We start from the raw sequence: 21,984 nt of genomic DNA on the forward strand, positions 1-21,984 counted from the left end.
TATGAAATCTAAAAAGAAAAGAAATATTTCGGATACAAATCTACTCCTGACAATTACGATTGTCGTATTCTTTGCCATGTATATCGGCGCAATGATATTTCAGGGCGGTGGATTTTTAAAGACACAGACATTCTTTAACATTCTAAATGCAAATGCAGCACTTTTAATTACTTCCTGTGGACTGAGTTTAGTTATGATTACAGGCGGAATCGACATCTCCGTCGGTGGAGTGGTAGCACTTGTCAGTATGAGCTGTGGTGTATATCTGGATTACATGGGTGGAAATGTAGCCATGTCTATACTGATTGCACTTGGAATTGGACTTGCATTCGGACTCGTTCAGGGATTCCTGGTTGCTTATCTTGATATCCAGCCATTTATCGTAACACTGGCAGGTATGTTCTTTGCCCGTGGTATGACGACTATTGTACATACAGATCCGTTCAACGTACAGAATAAAGCATTCGTTGCATTAAAAGATACCCGTGTTATCGTACCTGGAATGGGTTCCGTAAACCGAATCGGTAAATATGTGGATGCTTATGTAGAAATCGGAGTTATTGTGGCACTGCTTATTGTAGTCCTGATGTTCGTAATGCTTCGCTGGTCCAAGCTTGGCCGGGCATTCTACGCAGTCGGTGGAAACAAACAAAGTGCACTGATGCTTGGTATTAATGTAAAAAGAACACGTTTCCTTGCACAGCTTTTCAGTGGAGTTCTGGCGGGAATCGCAGGCTATGTATATTTCCTTCACGTAGGATCAGGTTCTGCTTCCCATGCGACAGGAATGGAAATGAACGCAATCGCTTCCTCTATCATTGGTGGAACACTTCTGACCGGTGGTGTTGGAAATATTATCGGAACATTTTTCGGAGTACTTTCTTTAAGTACAATCCAGAATATCGTATCTTCCGCAGGTCTGGATCAGGCATGGTGGACAGGAATTACGATCGCAGCAATGCTTTGTCTGTTCCTTGTAATCCAGAGTATTGTTATGGCTCGTAAGAACAGGGGGTAATGACCGATGTTAAAAACGAAAAATTATCAGTTCTGGTTCTGTACCGGCTCTCAGGATTTATATGGAGATGAATGCCTGGCCCATGTGGCAGAACATGCAAAGAAGATTGTGGAGGCACTCAATGCCTCCGGAAATCTTCCATATGAAGTTGTATGGAAACCGACCTTGATTACAAATGAACTGATTCGCCGGACATTCAATGAGGCGAATACAGATGAAAATTGTGCAGGAGTCATTACGTGGATGCACACATTTTCACCGGCAAAATCCTGGATACTGGGACTGCAGGAATTCAGAAAACCACTGCTCCATTTGCATACACAGTTCAACCGGGAGATTCCGTATGACACCATCGACATGGATTTCATGAACGAGAATCAGTCCGCACACGGTGACCGGGAATTCGGACACATTTTCAGCCGCCTTCATATGAACCGGAAAGTCGTTGTCGGCTACTGGGCAGATGAAGACGTGCAGAAGCAGATCGGTTCCTGGATGAGAACTGCAGTCGGAGTTGTCGAAAGCAGTCATATCCGTGTGATGCGTATTGCAGATAATATGAGAAATGTTGCCGTTACCGAAGGTGACAAAGTAGAGGCGCAGATCAAGTTCGGCTGGGAGGTAGACGCTTATCCGGTCAATGAGGCAGTAGAAGCAGTAAATGCAGTCTCTCAGGCAGATATTGATACATTAGTTGAAGAATATTATGACAAATATGAAATTCTCTTAGAAGGAAGAGATGAGAAGGAGTTCCGCCGTCATGTAGCCGTTCAGGCAGGAATTGAAATTGGTCTGGAAAGGTTCCTGGAAGAGAACAACTATCAGGCAATCGTTACACATTTTGGAGACCTTGGCGGATTTAAACAGCTTCCGGGACTTGCAATGCAAAGACTGATGGAAAAAGGGTACGGTTTCGGAGCGGAAGGAGATTGGAAGACTGCAGCCATGGTCAGACTTATGAAGATTATGACCGGTGGCATGAAGGACGCAAAAGGAACTTCCTTTATGGAAGATTACACATACAATCTGGTGCCAGGTAAAGAAGGAATTCTGGAAGCACATATGTTGGAGGTATGCCCGACCATTGCAGACGGCAAGATCAGTATCAAAGAACAGCCACTGAGCATGGGCGACAGGGAAGATCCGGCAAGACTTGTATTCACGGCGAAAGAAGGACCGGCAATTGCTGCTTCCCTTATTGATCTGGGAGACCGTTTCCGTCTTCTGATCAATGAAGTGGAGTGTAAAAAAACAGAAAAGCCGATGCCGAAGCTTCCGGTAGCAACTGCTTTTTGGACACCGAAACCGAATCTTAAAATCGGAGCACAGAGCTGGATTCTGGCAGGCGGCGCACATCACACTGCATTTTCTTATGATTTAAGTGCAGAGCAGATGGGCGACTGGGCAGAAGCAATGGGAATCGAGGCTGTCTACATTGACGCAGACACAACCATCCGTCAGTTGAAAAATGAACTTCGCTGGAATGAGCTTGCTTATCGCAGATAATTTCGGAAAGAAACGGAGAAAATGATATGAGTAGTAGAAAAGAATTAATAGAAAAAGGAAAAACAGTCCTTGGTATTGAATTTGGTTCTACAAGAATCAAAGCAGTACTCATTGATGAAAATCATCACCCGATTGCTTCTGGAGATCATGAGTGGGAGAATCGTCTGGAAAATGGAATATGGACCTACAGCCTTGATGATATCTGGCAGGGACTCAGGGACAGTTATCAGAAACTGGCATTTAACGTAGAAGAATCTTATGGAGTGATTTTAAAGAAAATCGGAGCGATTGGGTTCAGTGCCATGATGCATGGCTATATGGCATTTGATAAAAATGGAGAACTTCTTGTTCCATTCCGCACATGGAGAAATGGAATCACAGGGGAAGCCTCCGAGGCACTTACAGAAGCTTTTCAGTACAATATTCCTCAGAGATGGAGCATTGCTCATTTGTATCAGGCAATCTTAAATGGAGAAGACCATGTAAAGGATATTGAGTTTTTCACCACACTGGCAGGATATATTCATTGGAAATTGACGGGGCAGAAAGTACTCGGAATCGGAGATGCCTCCGGAATGTTCCCGATCGATCCGGAAACAAAACAGTATCATGCAGCCATGATCCAGAAGTTTGATCTCTTAGTTGCAGACAAGAATTATCCGTGGAAATTAAAGGATATTCTTCCGAAAATACTGGTTGCCGGGGAAAACGCAGGAATTTTGACACCGGAAGGTGCAAAACTGCTTGATCCAAGCGGTAATCTGGAAGCAGGAATTCCACTTTGTCCGCCGGAAGGTGACGCGGGAACCGGAATGGCAGCGACAAACAGTGTGGCAAAACGCACTGGAAATGTATCTGCCGGAACGTCAGTATTTGCTATGGTCGTATTGGAAAAAGAATTAAAGAAAGTCTATCCGGAAATCGACCTTGTTACGACCCCGGACGGAAGTCTGGTCGGTATGGTACATGCCAACAACTGTACTTCAGATTTAAATGCATGGGTTGGACTCTTCCGCGAATTTGCCGAAAGCTTCGGTATGGAAGTGGATATGAACCAGTTATTTGGAACTTTATATAACAAAGCACTGGAAGGAGACAAAGACTGTGGCGGACTTCTTTCCTACGGTTATCTGTCAGGAGAGAATATCACAGGCGTGACAGAAGGAAGACCACTCTTTGTCAGATCGCCTGAGAGCAGATTTAATCTTGCAAACTTTATGCGAACACACCTTTATACATCATTAGGAGCCTTAAAAGTCGGCATGGACATTTTGTTAAAGGAAGAACAGGTACAGATTGATAAGATTCTTGGGCACGGCGGGCTATTTAAAACAAAAGGTGTCGGACAGGGAATTCTGGCAGCAGCCATTGACACACCGGTATCTGTTATGGAGACCGCAGGAGAAGGCGGCCCTTGGGGCATGGCACTTCTGGCATCTTATATGTTGAACAAAGAATCAGATGAGACACTGGCACACTATCTGTCAGAGAAAGTATTTGCAGGCAATAAAGGAACTTCTATGGATCCAGATCCGGAAGATGTAAAAGGATTCGAGACATTTATCGAGAGATATAAAAAAGGAATTGCCATTGAGAAGGCAGCTCTTGAGAATCTTATAGTTTAATCGGTGGTAGTGCCCTGTACGGCTTTGAAGTATGAAATGAGATAATCAATACGAGCCGTGCAGGGGAAAAGGAGAGACAGCAATGTTAGAAGAATTAAAAAAAGAGGTCTATGAGGCCAATATGCTTCTTCCTCATTACGGACTTGTCACATTTACATGGGGAAATGTCAGCGGAATTGACCGGGAAAAAGGACTTTTTGTTATCAAGCCAAGTGGAGTAGATTATGAGAAACTGACACCAGAAGACATGGTCGTGGTAGATCTTAATGGTAATAAAATAGAGGGAGATTTAAATCCATCTTCTGATACAGCCACCCACGTTGTTCTTTATAACCGTTTCCCGAAAATCGGTGGTGTAGTACATACACACTCACCGTGGGCTACGAGCTGGGCACAGGCAGGACGGGGAATTCCGTGCTATGGAACGACTCATGCAGATTATCTGTATGGAGAAGTTCCTTGTGTGAGAAATCTTACAAAAGAAGAAATCGACGAAGCTTATGAAAAAAATACAGGAGTCCTGATTGCTGATGAATTTGCAATCCAAAATCTGGACTATATCGCAACACCGGCAGTACTCTGCAAGAATCACGGCCCATTTACATGGGGAAAGGATGCACAAGAAGCTGTACATAACGCAGTGGTACTGGAAGAAGTTGCGAAAATGGCAGCCCGTGCAGAACTGATCAATCCACAGATAAAACCAGCGCCACAGGAACTTCAGGATAAGCATTATTACAGAAAACACGGTGCAAATGCTTATTACGGTCAGCCAGGGAGATAAATGATCAGAAAATTAATTGGCAGGGAGTGAACCGGCCAGAACTTAAGGAGGAAAAGAACATGATAAATATTCCTAAAATTAAAATTGGTATTGTAGCAGTCAGCAGAGATTGCTTCCCGGAGCCATTATCAGTAAATAGAAGAAAAGCGCTGGTAGAGGCTTATAAAGCAAAATACGATGAGACAGACATTTACGAATGTCCAGTCTGTATTGTGGAGAGTGAGATTCACATGGTACAGGCGCTGGAAGATATCAAGGCAGCAGGCTGTAATGCACTTTGCGTTTACCTTGGAAACTTCGGACCGGAGATTTCCGAGACATTGCTCGCAAAACATTTCGATGGACCGAAAATGTTTGTGGCAGCTGCAGAAGAGAGCGCAGTAGATCTTCTGGACGGACGTGGCGATGCATATTGTGGTATGTTAAATGCAAGCTACAACCTGAAACTTCGCAATATTCATGCATATATTCCAGAGTATCCCGTTGGAACCGCAGAGGAATGTGCAGATATGATTCACGATTTTCTTCCGGTTGCGAGAGCCGTTGATGCATTAAATAACTTAAAAATCATCAGCTTTGGTCCAAGACCGCTCAACTTCCTTGCATGTAATGCACCAATCAAACAGCTTTACAATCTCGGAATTGAAATCGAAGAAAACTCAGAGCTGGATTTGTTTGAGGCATTTAACAAACACGCCGGAGACGAGAGAATTCCAGAAGTCGTAAAAGATATGGAATCTGAGCTCGGAGCAGGAAATAAAAAGCCGGAGATCCTTACGAAACTGGCACAGTATGAGCTGACATTATTAGACTGGATTGAGGAACACAAAGGCTACCGCAAATATGTGACAATCGCCGGAAAATGCTGGCCGGCATTCCAGACACAGTTCGGATTCGTACCATGCTATGTAAACAGCCGTCTGGCAGCAAGAGGCATTCCGGTATCCTGTGAAGTAGACATTTACGGTGCACTCAGCGAGTTCATCGGAACAGTAGTCAGCCAGGACGCAGTCACACTTCTTGATATCAATAATTCTGTGCCGAGAGATATGTACGAAAAAGACATCAAGGACAAATACGACTACACCCAGAAAGATACATTTATGGCATTCCACTGTGGAAATACAGCTTCCTGTAAGCTGAGCAGCCACGAGATGAAATACCAGAAGATCATGGCAAGAACACTTCCGGAAGAAGTAACACAGGGAACACTGGAAGGTGATCTTGTTCCAGGAGATATCACATTCTTCCGTCTCCAGAGCACCGCAGACAATATCCTCCGCGGATATATCGCACAGGGCGAGATCCTGCCGGTAGCAACACACTCTTTCGGATCTATCGGAGTATTCGCAATTCCGGAGATGGGACGCTTCTACCGCCATGTGCTAATTGAGAAGAACTTCCCACATCACGGCGCAGTAGCATTCGGTCATTACGCAAAAGCACTCTACGAAGTATTCAAATATATTGGAGTACCGGTAGACGAGATTGGATACAACCAGCCGAAAGGTGTAAGATACCCGGACGAAAATCCTTGGGGTTAGAAAATAGAGATGATGGGAGAATGGAAAGGAACTCTTGAATTGATATATATTTAATGTTAATATAGATATATCAAAAGAATAAGAAAGGTGCTACCGTTGACGGTTCGCCTGATATTAATGGGTTATGAATAACCGCTCATGTTTGTAGGACGATGGGCGGTTATTCTTCTGCTATCATTGTAATATTTTTTATACTACCACTTCTATGATTTTTTTATTACCCACTTCGATTTCTTTCAATCTTGTCTTTTGGTTCTTATTGAAACTGAAACTCAACAAATATCCCTTTTACAAATGATAGTAATCTAAATATTCAGCCAGTTGTTTTTCGCCTCTTTTGTTGTACTCATCACCTCGCCAGATTTTTAATTCTATTACATACTGTTTTCCTAAATAATCCACGATTATGTCGGTTCGAGTCTGCTCTCGGGGCTGCGCTTCTGTATAATAATTTCCTGTACCATTGATGATTGTATATCCATTCTTATCTCTTAGTATACAAAAAAATGTTGAACGACAACTGAAACTGTCATTCAACATTTTTTAAGGAGTTTTATTTATTTACATAACTCTTCTGCCAGGTTTTCAAGCTGTGTTGTGCTTTCTTCGTTCAGCGCTGACATAATCTTTACAGTAGTTTCTGTAAATGTGATTTCTTTGCTCTTTTCAAATAACTGACGCATCACTTTGGCAGCGGTTGCAGCCCAGGAACCGTTTTCAATCAGTCCGATGGTACGTTTCTGGTAATTGCGTTCGGTCAGTGATTCAATGAACTCTCGCATAAATGGGAAGACATCCCCATTGTAGGTTGTTGTTGCCAGTACGAGGCGGTCATAGCGGAATGCATCTTCCACAGCCTCGGCAATGTCATCTCTTGCAAGATCTGTGATTGCAACTTTCTCACAGCCTTTGTCTACTAACATCTGAGCCAGTAATTCAGCAGCTTTCTTTGTATTTCCATAGACGGAAGTATAGGCAATGAGCACGCCTTTATCTTCCGGCTCATAAGTAGACCATGTCTGATACAGGTTCAGATAGAAGTCCAGATTTTCGTTCAGTACTGGTCCGTGGAGTGGGCAGATGGTCTGGATATCAAGACCGGCAGCCTTCTTAAGAAGAGCCTGTACCTGAGCGCCGTATTTTCCAACAATTCCGAAATAATAGCGTCTTGCTTCGCAAGCCCAGTCTTCCTCAACATCCAATGCACCGAATTTTCCAAATGCATCGGCACTGAAGAATACTTTTGCATAGGAATCGTAAGTCATAATGACTTCCGGCCAGTGAACCATAGGTGCTGCAACAAATGTAAGTGTATGTTTTCCAAGTTCCAGTGTGTCTTTTTCTTTGACTACAAGCTGGTGCTCTGCATAATCACATCCAAAGAATTGCTTCATGATGGTAAATGCTTTCGCGCTTGCCACAATTGTGGTATCTGGATAATTCTCCATAAATATGCCAATACTTGCGGAGTGATCAGGTTCCATATGTTGAATGATCAGATAGTCTGGTTTTGCATCACCGAGCACATTTTTTATATTTGCAAGCCATTCTTCTGAAAAATGTGCATCAACGGTATCAAAAATGGCAATTTTATCATCCGTGATCACATAAGAATTGTATGCCATACCATTCTCTACCTGATGCTGTCCTTCAAAAAGATCAATGTCATGGTCGTTCACGCCAACATATTTGATATCTTCTGTAATAGTCATATTGATTAATACCTCCTGTATTTTGAATTTGTCATTAAAATTAAAAAGTACATCCGCAATTTTTGTAAGAACAAAAGCTGCCTCGTACAAAGCTCAAATTCGCCAGGATTATTATAACGCCATCGAAGGAAAAAAAGATAGTATTTTACAAAGTGTATTTAGAAAAATACAAAAGAGATTTCAGAATATGTTGACAATAAAAAATGTTGTGCTAATTTATAGAAAAATAATTTAATCAACTAAACCGTTGAAGCGGAGATTAAAGCAATCATGCGCGCACAGAGAGTCCGGGGAGGTGAGAGCCGGGTGGAGATGCAGTTTGCCAAATGGACCGCTGAGGGCGCAGTCGCAGTTGTAATCAGTATCGGTTCGATATCTGCATACAAGTATATCACCAGTCCGAAGGAAGAGAGCATCCCGCTCGAGACTACACTGGAAGATGCTGCAGAGCTGACCACACAGAAGATGATCATCTCAGATGTATTCAGGAGCACAAAGGGAACCATCCCGCTGATCAATAAGAACCGGTTCCTGGTACAGTATAAAACAACCATCACTGCCGGGCTGGATGTGCAGAACGCAAAGATCAAAGAGACCGATGACAAGATTACGATCACAATCCCGCACTGCACGATCGATGAAGATTCGATCAAGATCAAGTCCAGTGACCTGAAGATCTATGACACGAACTTCGCAATTATGAGTGTAGATAAAGAGGCAGTCATGGAATTAGTCGGGGAAGTAGAAAAGAAGGCAAAGAAAAAAGCAGAATCAGACGAATATGGATTCCTTGAAAATGCAGATGAGAATGCAAAGAAAGTAATCAAGGGGATGTTCGAAAATGTGGCAGACGGACGGGAAGTCGTCGTAGGATTCGCAAAGTAAGACGATAAAACCGGAGAATGATAAAGCAGAATAGAAAATAAAGGAAAAAGCTATTGCAGATATTGGATGCAATAGCTTTTGTCTTGTGCTACGATGTGTCCGGAAGAAGCTGCCGGATGCTGCAACTGTCATCAGAATGTCAGCATATGTCTATAAAAAAATAGCAGAGAGAAAAAATATGCATAAAAAACAAGAAAAAGGAAAATAATGGGGCTGCTTGAATTGACTTAATGAGAAAAAGAAGCTAATATAAAATTAACTGTGGGAGTCTATGCCCACGGGGGAAAATATTTTTGGAATGAAAAATTAATAGGAGTAGAAAAGCGATGAAGAAGAGAAAGTACAAGCAGTTGCTTGCATCAGTAATTGCCTGTTCTATGGTGCTTTCAGGAATGCCGGCAACCGCATACGCTGCCGGAAATGACACCGCTCAGGAAGTACAGTCAGAAGACCAGACTTCAGGAACTGCCGGATCAGAAGATTCAAGCAGTGCCGGACAGCAGGAAAATGCTGGAAACCAGACGACTGCCGGAACGAATGAAAGCACATCGACTGAATCAGACAGCAATAGTCAGACAAACAGTTCACAGGATAACACATCCAAGAACAACACAGCACAGTCAGGCACAACACAGAACAACACAGCACAGTCAGACACAACACAGAACAACACAGCACAGTCAGGCACAACACAGAACAACACAGCTTCCCAGCCGGCAGCAGCTGATGCGCAGAGTGCGCAGGATGCGAAAGCGGTTAAGGCAGGAAATGTATTGGAGATTCACAAAGGTGAGACAATCAAAGGTGCTACGTTGTTAAAGGATTTTAAAGATTGGTTTGGTGCTGCTACAAGGTATCGATATAAAAAGACTGCAAGTACTGATGATTGGAATGAAATAACACCATTAGATTTATCTAAGGAGTATACCTTAGCATCTGGAACTGTGACAGTTGAAAAGTATATCAAAACAGGCGGGTCATGGATTAATCCTACAATGGAATGGGTACAGGCTGGAACATTCACAGTCAAGAATTACAGCAATGTAACTTTCAATGTCACAAACATTGAAGGCGCAGGTGTCAAGATTGATGGTACCGCTGTTACAGACACTGTAAAATCCTACGACACAGAGAACAAAACATTTACAGTCAATGACGTAGATGGCTATGATGTAACTGTAAAAAATGGTGAAACACCAATGACTCCAAATGCAGATGGCTTCTATACACTGCCGGTTACAGATGCAACAATCAATGTTGTATACGAAGCAACAGCTGGTGCATTTGTTAATGTAACCAATCCAGAGAACGGAAAAATTACAATTGATGGTCAGGATATAGCTAGCAAGAAAGTTGCACTGAATTCTACTTATACAGTTAATGTAACACCGGATAACGGGTATGCGGTAGAAAATATATTTGTAAACAATAATCCTGTAGAGGATGTTACTTATGCTAACCAGACAGCAACAGTTACTTTAAAGACTGGTGATTTGGATAATGAAATATTTAATATTACTGCTCAGATAGTTCAGTGTAAGTTAGATGTGAAAGATGCCGAGGTATCATATCACAATGGAATGTCAACAGATAAGATTGCGCAGAATATCTTTGCTGCAGTTGTTGGAACAGACAATGTACCGGAGATTACATTGAATGATGTAACAATTGAGTACGATGCATCGTTGACAGGATTAGGTAACTGGAAGGCAATCGGTTATCAGCCAGAGTGGTATGAACCAACTTTACATGAATTTGGAAAGAGTACTGAAAAAATCCGTATCACCTACAAGGGAACAGACAAGTATCCATTTATGCAGAAGACTGTTACAATCACATTAAAAGACCTTCGTGAGGAAACTACACTTTCTATCAACGATGGAATTATGATGAAGTATCAGTCAACTGAGATGATGGATGCAGTAATCAAAGTTCTGATTGCTCAGAATGCAACTGTAACAGATAAAGCAGGTAATAAGATTGAGACAACAGCAGATGACTTTACTTATACTCCATCTACAGATGAATGGAAAGCAGGAGAACAGGAAATCACAGTTACCTATAACGGAAATGAAGATTATCTGTCAAGTTCTGCGACAACAACCATCACAATCAAAAAAGGTGATGCAAAGGTATGGGTAAACAGCCAGAATATTAAATATGGCGAAAGCTTCTCTCAGATATTCTCAAGTGATCCATCAGATGCAGCACCACTTGGAATGATTGTTGGAATCGATGGAAATGGAAAATCATTTGTTGGATTTGATGTTTCTAATATTGTTATCAAACAGAAAGTTCCTGTAATTGGTACAATAGAAGTACCATTGGAACAGGCAATTTTAGCATTAGTACCGGATGGAAAAGTGACCGTTGGAAATCTTATGACCGTTATCAACAAGCTTCCTGATTTAGGAGATAATGCAGGTATTATTTCCGCTGTACAGAAAGTTGTTAATCAGATTCTGAAGATTTATCCGGCAGCAGCAGACTGGTCTATTTCTTTCAAACGACCAACAGAATCAGGTGTATACCTTGCAGCAGGAGCATCTACAAGCCAGAACTACAACACAGCAGTAGGTGTTGGATACCTGACAATTGCACCTCAGTCAAAAGATGTAAAACTGGAGTTCAATAGTCCACTTCCAAAGAATTGTACTTTAACGTATGAGGAAGCACAGGAATTTGACTTTAGTGGAAAAGCAACACAGAACGGGCAAACTGTCAGTGCGAATATTAAGACAAAATATGTGGGTGTAACAGCTGACGGAAAATGGGTAAGCAGTAAAGGCAATGAGCCGGAAGATGCACTCAGAGAGCCAGGTAATTATGTAGAAAAAATCTACACAGTTGGTGGCAATTATGTAGCGGCACCAATCGTCAGATGCTATACAGTAAAAAAAGCTGAGACAGAGATTAGATTTGATGATAGTATAGATCTTGAAGTTCCGTATGATGGACAGCCACACGGCATAACAGCAGGTGTATACCATGGAGACGAAAGAATCGCAGAAGCAGATATCATTTATATGAGTTCATCAGGATATAAGAGTGCAGAAAAGCCGACAGATGCAGGAATGTATCAGGTAATGGCTTCTTACAAAGGTGATTCTAAGTATGCATGTGTAGATGCTAAATACACAAGATTATTTATAAAACAAAAAGTAGTTACAGTTACACCAAATGCTCCTCAGAATCCAATTTACTATCGTGATCAGTTACCAGAATTCACTTACACAGTAACAGATGAAAATGGTAAGGTATTATCTGAAGAAGAGATTGCAAGTCTTGGAACAGTCTCTGTTGTTAAAACACCAGAAGATGTAACACCAGGACATTACACAATCAAAGCCCAGGTTGAAAATGCAAACAAGAATTATGATATTACTTGTGGAGATAGAAAATTTGATATTCTTGCAAGACCAATCACAATCAAGACAATGAACATGGCCATCGAATATGGTGATGATGTACCGGATGTTGATTATTACATCTCCGACATGAACGGTGAACTGGCAGATCCAGCAATTGTAAGTGGAGCAGACTTCCCGTCATTAGACTTCAGCATTGAAGGACAGGACGAAGGAAAACACCTGGCAGCAAGCACTACACCATATGCAATTAACGTTAGTGGATTAGACAATGCAAACTTCAAGGTAACATATGAAGGCGGAAGCCTTACAGTTAACCCAAGAAAGATTAACATCTCTATCGACTCTAAGAAGAAGGTAGAAGATGACGCTGATCCGGAACTGACATACACAGTATCAAGAGCAACTGGAGAAGCTGTTGCACAGGCAGTTGAAGATACAACTGCAGCAAGTGCTGTTGTAGAAGGTGACGAGCTTGGAGTTACATTAACCCGTGAAGCTGGTGAGACAGTTGGATTATATGACATTTACGCAAATGTAGAAGGATTAAATTCAAACTATGCATTAGCTGAGACACCGGACGGAACAGATAAGTTCGAGATCGTGAAGAAAGGAACTGTTATCGATGATAATAAGAAACCTTCTGATCAGAACCCATCAGGCGATAAGACGACTGTAAAGGGTGACAACAAGAACAACAAGAATACAAACACTGCCAAGAAAGCTGACAATACAAAGAAGAATCAGCCGAAGACAGGTGACAATTCACACGTTATGTTCTATCTGTTCATGATCGAGGCTGCAATGGTTGCAGCATTCATTACTCTGATCTTCAGAAGAAGACGCAGAAGCTAATCAAAGATCATAAAAGATATAATAGAAATGTCTGTCAAAGACGATAAATAGGAGACCGCAGGTCAGGCCCGCTTAAGAGCCGGATCTGCGGTTTCTCTTGTATTTTCAAAAAGGTGGTTTATACTGATAACAGTTCAATACAACCAGGGGAGCTTGTGAGACAAAGCTGAGAGTAAGGTATGACCTTAGACCCTAGAACCTGTTTGGATAATGCCATGTAGGAAGTGTTTGTCAGAAGAGTATAAAGTTAGATTGACATCTGAGTGTATCCGCATTTCTGTCAAGGGCGTTTTCCGGTCTGCCGGGAAATGTATTCCGACAGATATACGCTGGCTGAGGTCATGCGCATTTTAAGAAAAGAAAGCAGGCACGGCTATTTACTTGAGAGTGCGGGCCAGACCGAGCAGTGGGGACGATATTAATTTCTTGGATACGATCCATCCATGGAGATCACTTGTACCGACGGGAAGATGCGGATCAGAAAGACCAGTCTGGGAGGCTGGTCAGAGGAAGAACTTCGGACAGTTGATCACCCGGGTCAGGTGCTTCGTGAGATTATTGATGAGAACCGGACACCGGAACTTCCGGGGATTCCAACATTTACCGGAGTTCGCTCGGCGGATTTGGAGCAATCTTATGAAAAAGCGGAGGCGAAGTTGAATGAGATAGAGAAGATTCTGAAAACAGGTGAGAAAATGGAATTTCCACCGATCCAGTTAAAAACCGAAATCAAGCCTCAATTCTCTGAAGAAAAATACGAGAAAATGGTAGAGAAAGCGAAGCATTATATTCGGGAGGGAGACATTTTCCAGGTAGTTCTGTCAAATCCGATGCGGGCGAAGGCCGAGGAAAGTCTTTTTGATACATACCGGGTGCTTCGGACGCACAATCCTTCTCCGTACATGCTCTATTTTTCCAGTGACGACATCGAGAGCGCTCACGCAGTAGCATATGCAAAGAAAATCGTACCACAGATGGACAAAGATGAGATTGTAGTCATTACATTATCCGGACGCGGAGACAAGGACTGTGCAGCAATCGCACGTTACAGAGGGGAGAATATCCATGAATAAAAACATAAAAAAAGCATTTGGAAAAGGGAAAGCATTTATTCCATTCATCACTTGTGGTAATCCGTCGCTGGCGGTGACAGAACGAATTGTGTACGCTATGGAAGAGGCAGGCGCAGACCTCATTGAACTTGGAATTCCATTTTCAGATCCGACAGCAGAAGGCCCGGTCATTCAGGCGGCAAATGTACGGGCGCTCTCAGGCGGCGTGACAACCGACAAAATATTTGACCTGGTAAGGCGTATTCGTCAGAAAACTTCTATACCAATGGTTTTCATGACCTATGCAAATGTGGTATACTCTTATGGTACAGAGCGCTTTGCGAAGGTGGCAGCAGAAATCGGGATGGACGGACTTATTTTGCCGGACGTACCATTTGAAGAGAAAGAAGAATTTGCCATACCATTTAAAGAGCATGGATTGGATCTCATCTCCTTGATCGCAACGACTTCCCACGAGAGAATTGCCATGATCGCAAAAGAAGCAGAAGGATTCGGAATCTCGGAACCCAAGCAGGCGGAGAAAATGGCATCCCAGTCAGATGGAGTTATTGTAGGTTCAGCAATTGTGAAGCTCTGTGAAAAATATGGAGCAGATTGTGTCCCACACATTTCCACATTTGTGAAAGAGATGAAGGACGCAATCCGGTAGAAAGGACATGCGTAGAAAATGGCAAGATATGTGAAAGACCTGGTGCTGAACAAACCAGAAGATTTTGTAACATTTATTATGAACGACTATTTACAGAAAAATCAGTTCGTTGTATCAGAGTGGAAAGGCGAGCCAGCTTACCGGACAGGAGATGCGCTGATTGAAGGATATAAGTATCTGAAATGGTCCTATGAAAATGGAACACTTCATCTGGAAGCATGGATGAAAAGCACATTTGGAAAAGAAATGGGCCTGGATGGATTCGTAGGAGCTTTGCAGAAAAAGCCGTACAGAGAAGGACTGGAACAGCTCTTTCATGTATTGGAACAGGCAATTCCTGAGGCCGGTATGAATGAGATGACAGGACAGCAGGGCATGAATGGTGCAAATGGACAGTCAAAACCACAGCCGGTTCAGGTGAAGACCGTGGATAATTCCAGTGCAGCAACGATGGCACTTGTGTTCGGAATTCTGGCATTTGGTATCAGCTTTTTATCACCATTGATTTCTATTATCCTTGCAATACTTGGCTACAGCAGAGCACGCATAGGCATGCAGTCCGCATTAAAAGGACGGGCAAAAGCCGGGCGCAACTTCTGTATAGTTGCAATTGTACTTTCTATAATTCTATGGGTAACGAACCTTGTGTTGACAATTATGGTCCGGTAAATGTTATGGAGCTTAGAGAGCGGATCTTTCAGGAGACAGAACGAGAAAAAGCGCAGGATTATCTATGGAACGAATTAGTCCTGCTACAGAGTCAGACCTTTCGTACCGTGAAGGGACTGGAGTATACATATCAAATCCGTGGAAATGAAATGTTTGTGTCAAGAAAGACGAAATCCATAACGAAAGCTTCCGTGGATCTGGCACTTGAAAAAATCATAGAATTAAGTGGAGAGGTGGCAGGACCTAAAAAACTGAAATGCTTCGGCGCAAGCTACCTGTATCCGATATTTATAGAAATGGGACTTATTAAGAGCAGCTAGTTTATGAGAAAACAGCTGGCTGTTTATATTAAAATATGAAACAAAATTATCAGAGGCAGACTTAAGGAAAACATAAGAAATCCTTCCTTGAGACTGCCCTTTTTTTGTGATATGATATCTACACGCAGACGATGGTTCTAATCATCTGCAAAGTATCTATATTAATTTCATTCATTTTCGGAGCCAGAAGAATCGGCAGTAATTCCAAAAGTGATGATAAGCGGACAGATAAATGAAGTTAAAAATGATGTGAAATTATCTTCATATACTGGAATATACTGAAAGTATATGTTAATCTATAGGTAGAAATCATAGCATTTTCTTTTGAACAGACATTTATCTGCAAAAAGAAAGGAGAAGCTATGGCAACAAAAGAGAAGAGAAAATTGAAAGACCTGAACCTGTTGGATAAGTTCCTGTTTGATGAAGCGATGGAAGACGAGGAGAATAAGAATATGAAGACACTCCTGGATATTATTCTGGGACAGGATACGCATCTGAAGCAGCCACCCCAGACGGAGAAGGAGTGCAGAAGTTCCTTTGAAAAACGTCAGATAAGACTAGATGTCTACACTGTCGATGAAGATGATGTGGTGTATGATACAGAACCACAAAAGACAAACACAAAAAATCTTCCAAAACGAAGCCGGTTATATCAGGGAATGATAGACAGCCGTTTGTTACCGCCGGGGTGCATTGATTTTAATTTACTAAATCCTGTGGTAATTATAATGATTATGCCATTTGACTTATTTGGATATGAGTTATATCGCTATACATTCAAAATGCAATGTGAGGAAGTTCCGGAAATGGAACTGGGGGACGATGCAACGAGAATCTTTCTGAATAGCCATGGAAAACATCCGGAGTTAGTCAGCCGGGAGTTGATTGAACTTCTGGAATATATGGAGAAATCTACAGATGCGGTAGTAGAAGAATGTGAAAGTGAACGGATCCATCAGATGCATGAACGGGTCAACAGGCTAAAGTCGAGCAAAGAAATGGAGATAAAGTTTATGCAGAAGTGGGAAGAAAAAGAAATGGAAAGGCAGGAAGCATACGCAGAAGGACGAGAAGAAGGCGAACGTGTTGGAGAGGCGCGAATTAATAAGCTGATTGTATACTTATTGGAACAGGGGAGAAATAAGGATCTGGCAAAGGCAGTTTCAGATTCTGAGTATCAGGCAAAGCTGTTAAAAGAGCTGGGATTGTAATGATAATATAATTTAAAAGTAATATTATCAGAGGCAGACTTAAGGAAAACATAAGAAATCCTTCCTTGAGACCGCCCTTTGCTGTCTCAGGAAGGAGAAGATATTATGGAGATACAAATATTGAATTGGCTGCAGAGCTTACATACGCCAATTTTGGACAAGATCATGCAGCTGATCACACATCTGGGAGATATGGGAATTATATGGATAATTCTTACGATAGTTATGCTCCTGATTCCAAAGACAAGAAAAAGCGGTGTGATCATGGCAGCAGCACTGATTGTAGATGTGATTTTATGCAATGTAATTTTAAAAAATCTGATTGCGAGAGTGCGGCCATACGATGTTAACACAGCAGTACAGGTATTAGTTGCAAAACCGAAAGATTTTTCTTTCCCGTCCGGACACACAGCAGCGTCGTTTGCCAGTGTGACAGCCCTTTATCTGGCAGGAGAGAAAAAACTGTGGAAACCAGCCCTTGCGCTGGCAATTCTAATCGCATTTTCCAGAATGTACCTGTATGTACATTATCCGACAGACATTCTCGGTGGAGTTATCTTTGGAAGTTTAAGTGCATGGATTGGATACCGAATATCGACGAAAGTCTTATTGTATGCTATGATGAAAAAAGAATGATTTTAGTAGAAATGAGGGATTTTAGGTGGGAACGACATCTGAAACTAAACCAAAACGATATATCAGCGTGGGGCTTCTGGCACATGTGGATTCTGGAAAGACAACGCTTTCAGAAGGAATCCTTTATCTGACAGGACAGATCCGTAAGCCGGGGCGTGTAGATCATGGGGATGCGTTCCTTGACAACTACGCACTGGAACGACAGAGGGGGATTACGATTTTTTCCAAGCAGGCAGTGTTTCAGCTTGGTGACAGCCAGGTGACACTTCTGGATACACCAGGGCATGTGGATTTTTCTGCGGAAATGGAGCGGACGCTCCAGGTGCTGGATTATGCGGTTTTGGTAGTCAGCGGAGCTGATGGCGTGCAGGGACACACCCGCACGCTCTGGAATCTGCTTGCGCGCTACCGGATTCCGACATTCATATTTGTCAATAAAATGGATCAGCCGGGGACGGACAAGACGCTGATTCTAAAAGAGCTGAAGAAAAAACTGGATGCTTCCTGTGTGGACATGGAAGATCCGGAAGATATTGCCATGGGGGACGAACGTGCACTGGAAGAGTATCTGGAAGCGGGAGAAGTTTCTATAGATACCATAAGCCAGATGATTGCAGATCGTCAGATTTTCCCTTGTTATTTTGGTGCTGCACTGAAATTACAAGGTGTACAGGAATTACTGGACGGGGTTGGAAAATATGTGGGAGATAATGTTTCGGCCAATTATGATCAGGCAGATAATAGATTACAGAACAGCGGAGATGCTCAGCAGTTTGGTGCGCGTGTCTATAAGATTTCCCGTGACCCTCAGGGAAACCGGCTGACTCACATGAAGATTACTTCCGGTGAATTAAAAGTTAAATCTTTGCTGAAAGGTGGACAAGTCTCTGAGCCGTGGGAAGAGAAGGCAGACCAGATCCGAATTTATTCCGGAGAAAAATTCGAGACAGTACAACAGGCGAAAGCAGGCATGATCTGTGCTGTGACAGGATTAAAGCATACATTTCCAGGGGAGGGACTTGGAATTGAAGCCGGTAAACAGGCAGTAACACCGATGTTAGAACCAGTTCTGAATTATCAGGTTTATTTCCCTGATCAGGTGGATGCACATACCATGCTCGGCTATATGCGCCAGATTGAGGAAGAAGATCCCATGCTTCGGGTTATTTGGAATGAAGAACTGGGCGAAATCCATGTTCAGCTCATGGGCGAGGTGCAGACAGAGATTCTGAAAAGTCTGGTAAGCGAACGATTCGGAGTAGATGTGACATTTGGCACTGGAAATATTGTATATAAGGAAACAATAAAAAATGTCGTAGAAGGTGTAGGGCATTATGAGCCGCTCCGCCATTATGCGGAGGTGCATCTGATTCTGGAGCCGGGACTTCCGGGCAGCGGACTTGAGTTCGCAACCGACTGCAGTACAGATGATCTGGATCTGAACTGGCAGCGGCTGATTCTCACACATCTTTTGGAGCGGGAGCATAGAGGTGTGCTTCTTGGAGCGGCAATTACTGATATGAAGATCACACTGGTAGCAGGAAGAGCACATTTGAAACACACGGAGGGCGGTGACTTTCGACAGTCTACTTACCGGGCGGTGCGCCAGGGACTGATGCAGGCGGAAAGTGTACTGTTAGAGCCATATTATGAATTCCGTCTGGAAGTGCCGTCAGAAATGATCGGGCGTGCACTGACGGATGTTCAGCGTATGTACGGTGAGTTTGCGCCACCGAAGACAGACGGGGATCAGAGTGTGCTTACAGGAAGCGCGCCGGTTGCCTGTATGCGTGATTACCAGAAAGAAGTGGTGAGCTACACAAGAGGACGGGGACGGCTGACACTTGTATTTCAGGGCTATGCACCATGCCATAATACAGAAGAGATTCTGGAAAATGCAGGCTATGACCCGGAAGCGGACAACGAGAATCCGACCGGTTCTATATTTTGCAGTCACGGAGCCGGATATTATGTACCATGGCAGGAAGTGCCGGAGCATATGCACATTTCCTCTAAGTTGGAGGAGTATCTCAGAAAAGACAAAGATGCGGAGGAAATGCACGAAGAAGCTGATGGCAATGGCAGAGGTGTATTAAGAAATGGTGCTGCCGGTGGAAGTCCTTCAAAATCAGGCAGAAGTCGTGATTTTGGCGCGGAAGACCGGGAATTGGAAGAGATTTTCATGCGGACTTACGGAAAGATTGAACGTAAGAAACCAGGCAACGGACCGCGTACGATCATTGCCCAGTCCCAATATAAAGAAGAAAAACCACAGGAGAAGGTTGCAGAATATCTTTTAGTAGATGGGTACAACGTCATTTTTGCGTGGGACGAACTGAAAGAACTGGCAAAGGTGAACATTGAGAGTGCCAGAAATAAATTAATGGATATCTTAAGCAACTATCAGGGATTTAAGAAATGTACCGTGATCCTTGTGTTTGATGCATATAAGGTGGATGGCGATACGCTGGAGATTCAGAAATACCACAACATTCACGTTGTTTATACGAAGCAGGCTGAGACAGCAGATCAGTACATAGAAAAGGTCGTGCACCATATCGGACGAAAACGCCATGTGACAGTCGTAACTTCCGATGGCGTGGAGCAGGTCGTGACCCAGGGACAGGGAAGCGCACTTATTTCTTCCAGAGAATTTTATGAAGAGGTAGAAATCACCCGCAGACAAATTCAGGAAGAAATTAAGGAGCGCACAGGCGGCACAAAAAATTACCTTTTCGACCATATGGATGAAGCATTTGTAAAAGAGATGGAAGATGTCCGTCTTGGAAAGAAGGATATTTGATGTTATGTACCATACCAGATTATTATAAAGAATTTTCCTGCATTGCCGGGGACTGCGAGGACACTTGCTGCGCGGGGTGGCAGATTGTAATTGATGAGAAGTCGAAGCGGCGGTACGCAAAGGCAGCAACAGGGCTTAATAATATTGAAAAGAATCTTGCCCGCGAGCTGCGCCGCTGTGTCAACTGGCGCGAGGGCGTATTCCGTCAGGATACGGAAAAGCGCTGTGCATTTTTAAACCAGAATAATCTCTGTCGGCTTTATCAGATGGCGGGACCGGACAGCCTGTGCCGGACTTGTAAAATGTATCCGCGCCACATAGAAGAGTTCGAGGGAGTCAGGGAAATCACGCTCTCCCTTTCCTGCCCGGAGGCAGCAAGAATCATATTAGGCAAGAAAAATCCGGTGCATTTCTTAAGTTATGAGAAGCCGGGAGAAGAAGATTATGGCGACTTCGACCTGTTCTTTTATTCACAGTTGGTGGACGCAAGAGAAAGCATTTTAAAAATGCTTCAGGATAGAAGTCTCTCCATTCATCACCGCATGGCGCTGGCACTGGCGATCAGCCATGATATGCAGGCACATGTAGACCGCAGGGAAATGTTTTCCTGTGAGGATATTCCGAAGAAATACGAGTCCGAGACAGCCAGAAAGTATACAAAAGAACGTCTGGAAGCATTTGAAAAAGACGAGACCGGACGATTCGAATTCGCACAGAAAACATTTCAGTATCTGTATCGGCTGGAGCTTCTGAAAGAAAACTGGCTGTATGTGCTGATGGACGCAGACAAATTACTTTACGGCGGTCTGGCAAGTGTGTATGAGGATTCGGTGAAGAGCGATGCAGAACAAAAAGGCAATGCAATACAAAAAGGCAATGCAATACAAAAAGGCAATACAGCACAAAAGGATGGAGAGGAACAGTCAGAGGAAGACATTGACCAGCTCAGATACTTTGTAAATCTCCAGGAATTTGAATTGTGGAAGCAGGAGCATATGCCGGATTGGGACATTATGCTGGAACAAATGCTGGTGTATTTTGTGTTTACCTATTTCTGTGGGGCAGTTTATGATGGACGTATTCAAGCGAAAATGCAGGTGTGCGTGTACAGTGTCTATATAATAGAAGAAATCTTGCGCGCCAGATGGCTGGAAAATGAAAAGACACTTTCCATGGAAGAAGTTGTGGAGCTGACCTACCGCTACTCCAGAGAGGTCGAACATTCCGACCAGAACCCAGAGCGTCTGGAACATTTCATGGAGAAAAATCCGTGGATCCGTGTAAAAAAGTAAAATGAAAATAGAATAGAAAGAACCGGAAGAA

At 43.0% G+C, this 21,984-nt stretch carries 16 protein-coding genes and 1 pseudogene; 15 read left to right on the forward strand and 2 right to left on the reverse strand.

Features of this window, described 5'->3' with window-relative positions; genetic code table 11:
* Position 1 precedes the first annotated feature (1 nt).
* The 5 genes from NQ560_RS02145 (at position 2) to NQ560_RS02165 (ending at position 6,477) form a co-directional block, all read left to right on the forward strand.
* Positions 2-1,018: an ABC transporter permease subunit gene (locus NQ560_RS02145; protein WP_005332249.1), complete on the forward strand. Its 1,017-nt coding sequence runs from the start codon at positions 2-4 to the stop codon at positions 1,016-1,018.
* A gap of 6 nt (positions 1,019-1,024) precedes the next feature.
* Positions 1,025-2,524: an L-arabinose isomerase gene (araA, locus tag NQ560_RS02150; protein WP_005332248.1), complete on the forward strand. Its 1,500-nt coding sequence runs from the start codon at positions 1,025-1,027 to the stop codon at positions 2,522-2,524.
* A 26-nt stretch (positions 2,525-2,550) separates the two neighbouring features.
* Positions 2,551-4,149: a xylulokinase gene (locus tag NQ560_RS02155; RefSeq protein WP_005332246.1), complete on the forward strand. Its 1,599-nt coding sequence runs from the start codon at positions 2,551-2,553 to the stop codon at positions 4,147-4,149.
* An 82-nt stretch (positions 4,150-4,231) separates the two neighbouring features.
* Positions 4,232-4,933, forward strand: a complete 702-nt coding sequence (locus NQ560_RS02160) for an L-ribulose-5-phosphate 4-epimerase (RefSeq protein ID WP_005332244.1) — start codon at positions 4,232-4,234, stop codon at positions 4,931-4,933.
* 59 nt (positions 4,934-4,992) lie between these two features.
* Positions 4,993-6,477 (forward strand): L-fucose/L-arabinose isomerase family protein, encoded by a 1,485-nt coding sequence (locus NQ560_RS02165; RefSeq protein ID WP_040015413.1) that lies wholly within the window; start codon positions 4,993-4,995, stop codon positions 6,475-6,477.
* 189 nt (positions 6,478-6,666) lie between these two features.
* Here NQ560_RS02165 and NQ560_RS15700 read toward each other — a convergent pair.
* Together NQ560_RS15700 and NQ560_RS02175 are read right to left on the reverse strand one after the other, a co-directional pair.
* A pseudogene (locus NQ560_RS15700) lies at positions 6,667-6,948 on the reverse strand (GxxExxY protein); the annotation flags it as partial.
* A gap of 86 nt (positions 6,949-7,034) precedes the next feature.
* Positions 7,035-8,189 carry an FprA family A-type flavoprotein gene (locus NQ560_RS02175; RefSeq protein WP_040015412.1) on the reverse strand — a complete coding sequence of 385 codons (1,155 nt, stop codon included), beginning with the start codon at positions 8,187-8,189 and terminating at the stop codon, positions 7,035-7,037.
* A gap of 270 nt (positions 8,190-8,459) precedes the next feature.
* Between NQ560_RS02175 and NQ560_RS02180 the strand changes: the two genes are divergently transcribed.
* The 10 genes from NQ560_RS02180 to fliB all read left to right on the forward strand — a co-directional run bounded on the left by NQ560_RS02180 (position 8,460) and on the right by fliB (position 21,953).
* Positions 8,460-9,074, forward strand: a complete 615-nt coding sequence (locus tag NQ560_RS02180; protein WP_005332235.1) for a DUF4230 domain-containing protein — start codon at positions 8,460-8,462, stop codon at positions 9,072-9,074.
* A 326-nt stretch (positions 9,075-9,400) separates the two neighbouring features.
* Complete coding sequence (locus tag NQ560_RS02185; protein WP_005332230.1) at positions 9,401-13,297, forward strand: MBG domain-containing protein; 3,897 nt, start codon at positions 9,401-9,403, stop codon at positions 13,295-13,297.
* Positions 13,298-13,740: 443 nt separating this feature from the next.
* Complete coding sequence (locus tag NQ560_RS02190; RefSeq protein WP_005332226.1) at positions 13,741-14,370, forward strand: chorismate-binding protein; 630 nt, start codon at positions 13,741-13,743, stop codon at positions 14,368-14,370.
* The gene (gene trpA, locus NQ560_RS02195) at positions 14,363-15,019 is read left to right on the forward strand and encodes a tryptophan synthase subunit alpha (protein WP_005332224.1); all 657 of its coding nucleotides are present in this window, start codon (positions 14,363-14,365) and stop codon (positions 15,017-15,019) included. Before NQ560_RS02190 ends, trpA begins: the two co-directional genes overlap by 8 nt.
* A gap of 18 nt (positions 15,020-15,037) precedes the next feature.
* Entirely contained in the window at positions 15,038-15,688 is a 651-nt protein-coding gene (locus NQ560_RS02200) for a hypothetical protein (RefSeq protein WP_005332222.1), read from the forward strand.
* A 5-nt stretch (positions 15,689-15,693) separates the two neighbouring features.
* The gene (locus NQ560_RS02205; RefSeq protein WP_005332221.1) at positions 15,694-16,008 is read left to right on the forward strand and encodes a hypothetical protein; all 315 of its coding nucleotides are present in this window, start codon (positions 15,694-15,696) and stop codon (positions 16,006-16,008) included.
* A gap of 362 nt (positions 16,009-16,370) precedes the next feature.
* Positions 16,371-17,222, forward strand: a complete 852-nt coding sequence (locus NQ560_RS02210) for an Rpn family recombination-promoting nuclease/putative transposase (RefSeq protein ID WP_005332218.1) — start codon at positions 16,371-16,373, stop codon at positions 17,220-17,222.
* 105 nt (positions 17,223-17,327) lie between these two features.
* Entirely contained in the window at positions 17,328-17,858 is a 531-nt protein-coding gene (locus NQ560_RS02215) for a phosphatase PAP2 family protein (protein WP_040015411.1), read from the forward strand.
* A gap of 25 nt (positions 17,859-17,883) precedes the next feature.
* On the forward strand, positions 17,884-20,661 hold the full coding sequence (locus tag NQ560_RS02220; protein WP_005332210.1) for a translation factor GTPase family protein: 2,778 nt from the start codon (positions 17,884-17,886) through the stop codon (positions 20,659-20,661).
* Positions 20,661-21,953, forward strand: coding sequence for a flagellin lysine-N-methylase (gene fliB / locus NQ560_RS02225; protein WP_005332208.1), 1,293 nt, complete (start codon positions 20,661-20,663; stop codon positions 21,951-21,953). Before NQ560_RS02220 ends, fliB begins: the two co-directional genes overlap by 1 nt.
* Positions 21,954-21,984: the final 31 nt, after the last annotated feature.

The sequence above is a fragment of the Dorea formicigenerans genome (genome assembly GCF_025150245.1).
Lineage (GTDB): Bacteria > Bacillota > Clostridia > Lachnospirales > Lachnospiraceae > Dorea > Dorea formicigenerans.

Coding starts and splice junctions, on each gene's coding strand:
- NQ560_RS02145 (WP_005332249.1), top strand. CDS start 2: ATGAAATCTAAAAAGAAAAGAAATATTTCGGATACAAATCTACTCCTG.
- araA (WP_005332248.1), top strand. CDS start 1,025: ATGTTAAAAACGAAAAATTATCAGTTCTGGTTCTGTACCGGCTCTCAG.
- NQ560_RS02155 (WP_005332246.1), top strand. CDS start 2,551: ATGAGTAGTAGAAAAGAATTAATAGAAAAAGGAAAAACAGTCCTTGGT.
- NQ560_RS02160 (WP_005332244.1), top strand. CDS start 4,232: ATGTTAGAAGAATTAAAAAAAGAGGTCTATGAGGCCAATATGCTTCTT.
- NQ560_RS02165 (WP_040015413.1), top strand. CDS start 4,993: ATGATAAATATTCCTAAAATTAAAATTGGTATTGTAGCAGTCAGCAGA.
- NQ560_RS02175 (WP_040015412.1), bottom strand. CDS start 8,189: ATGACTATTACAGAAGATATCAAATATGTTGGCGTGAACGACCATGAC.
- NQ560_RS02180 (WP_005332235.1), top strand. CDS start 8,460: ATGCGCGCACAGAGAGTCCGGGGAGGTGAGAGCCGGGTGGAGATGCAG.
- NQ560_RS02185 (WP_005332230.1), top strand. CDS start 9,401: ATGAAGAAGAGAAAGTACAAGCAGTTGCTTGCATCAGTAATTGCCTGT.
- NQ560_RS02190 (WP_005332226.1), top strand. CDS start 13,741: ATGGAGATCACTTGTACCGACGGGAAGATGCGGATCAGAAAGACCAGT.
- trpA (WP_005332224.1), top strand. CDS start 14,363: ATGAATAAAAACATAAAAAAAGCATTTGGAAAAGGGAAAGCATTTATT.
- NQ560_RS02200 (WP_005332222.1), top strand. CDS start 15,038: ATGGCAAGATATGTGAAAGACCTGGTGCTGAACAAACCAGAAGATTTT.
- NQ560_RS02205 (WP_005332221.1), top strand. CDS start 15,694: ATGGAGCTTAGAGAGCGGATCTTTCAGGAGACAGAACGAGAAAAAGCG.
- NQ560_RS02210 (WP_005332218.1), top strand. CDS start 16,371: ATGGCAACAAAAGAGAAGAGAAAATTGAAAGACCTGAACCTGTTGGAT.
- NQ560_RS02215 (WP_040015411.1), top strand. CDS start 17,328: ATGGAGATACAAATATTGAATTGGCTGCAGAGCTTACATACGCCAATT.
- fliB (WP_005332208.1), top strand. CDS start 20,661: ATGTTATGTACCATACCAGATTATTATAAAGAATTTTCCTGCATTGCC.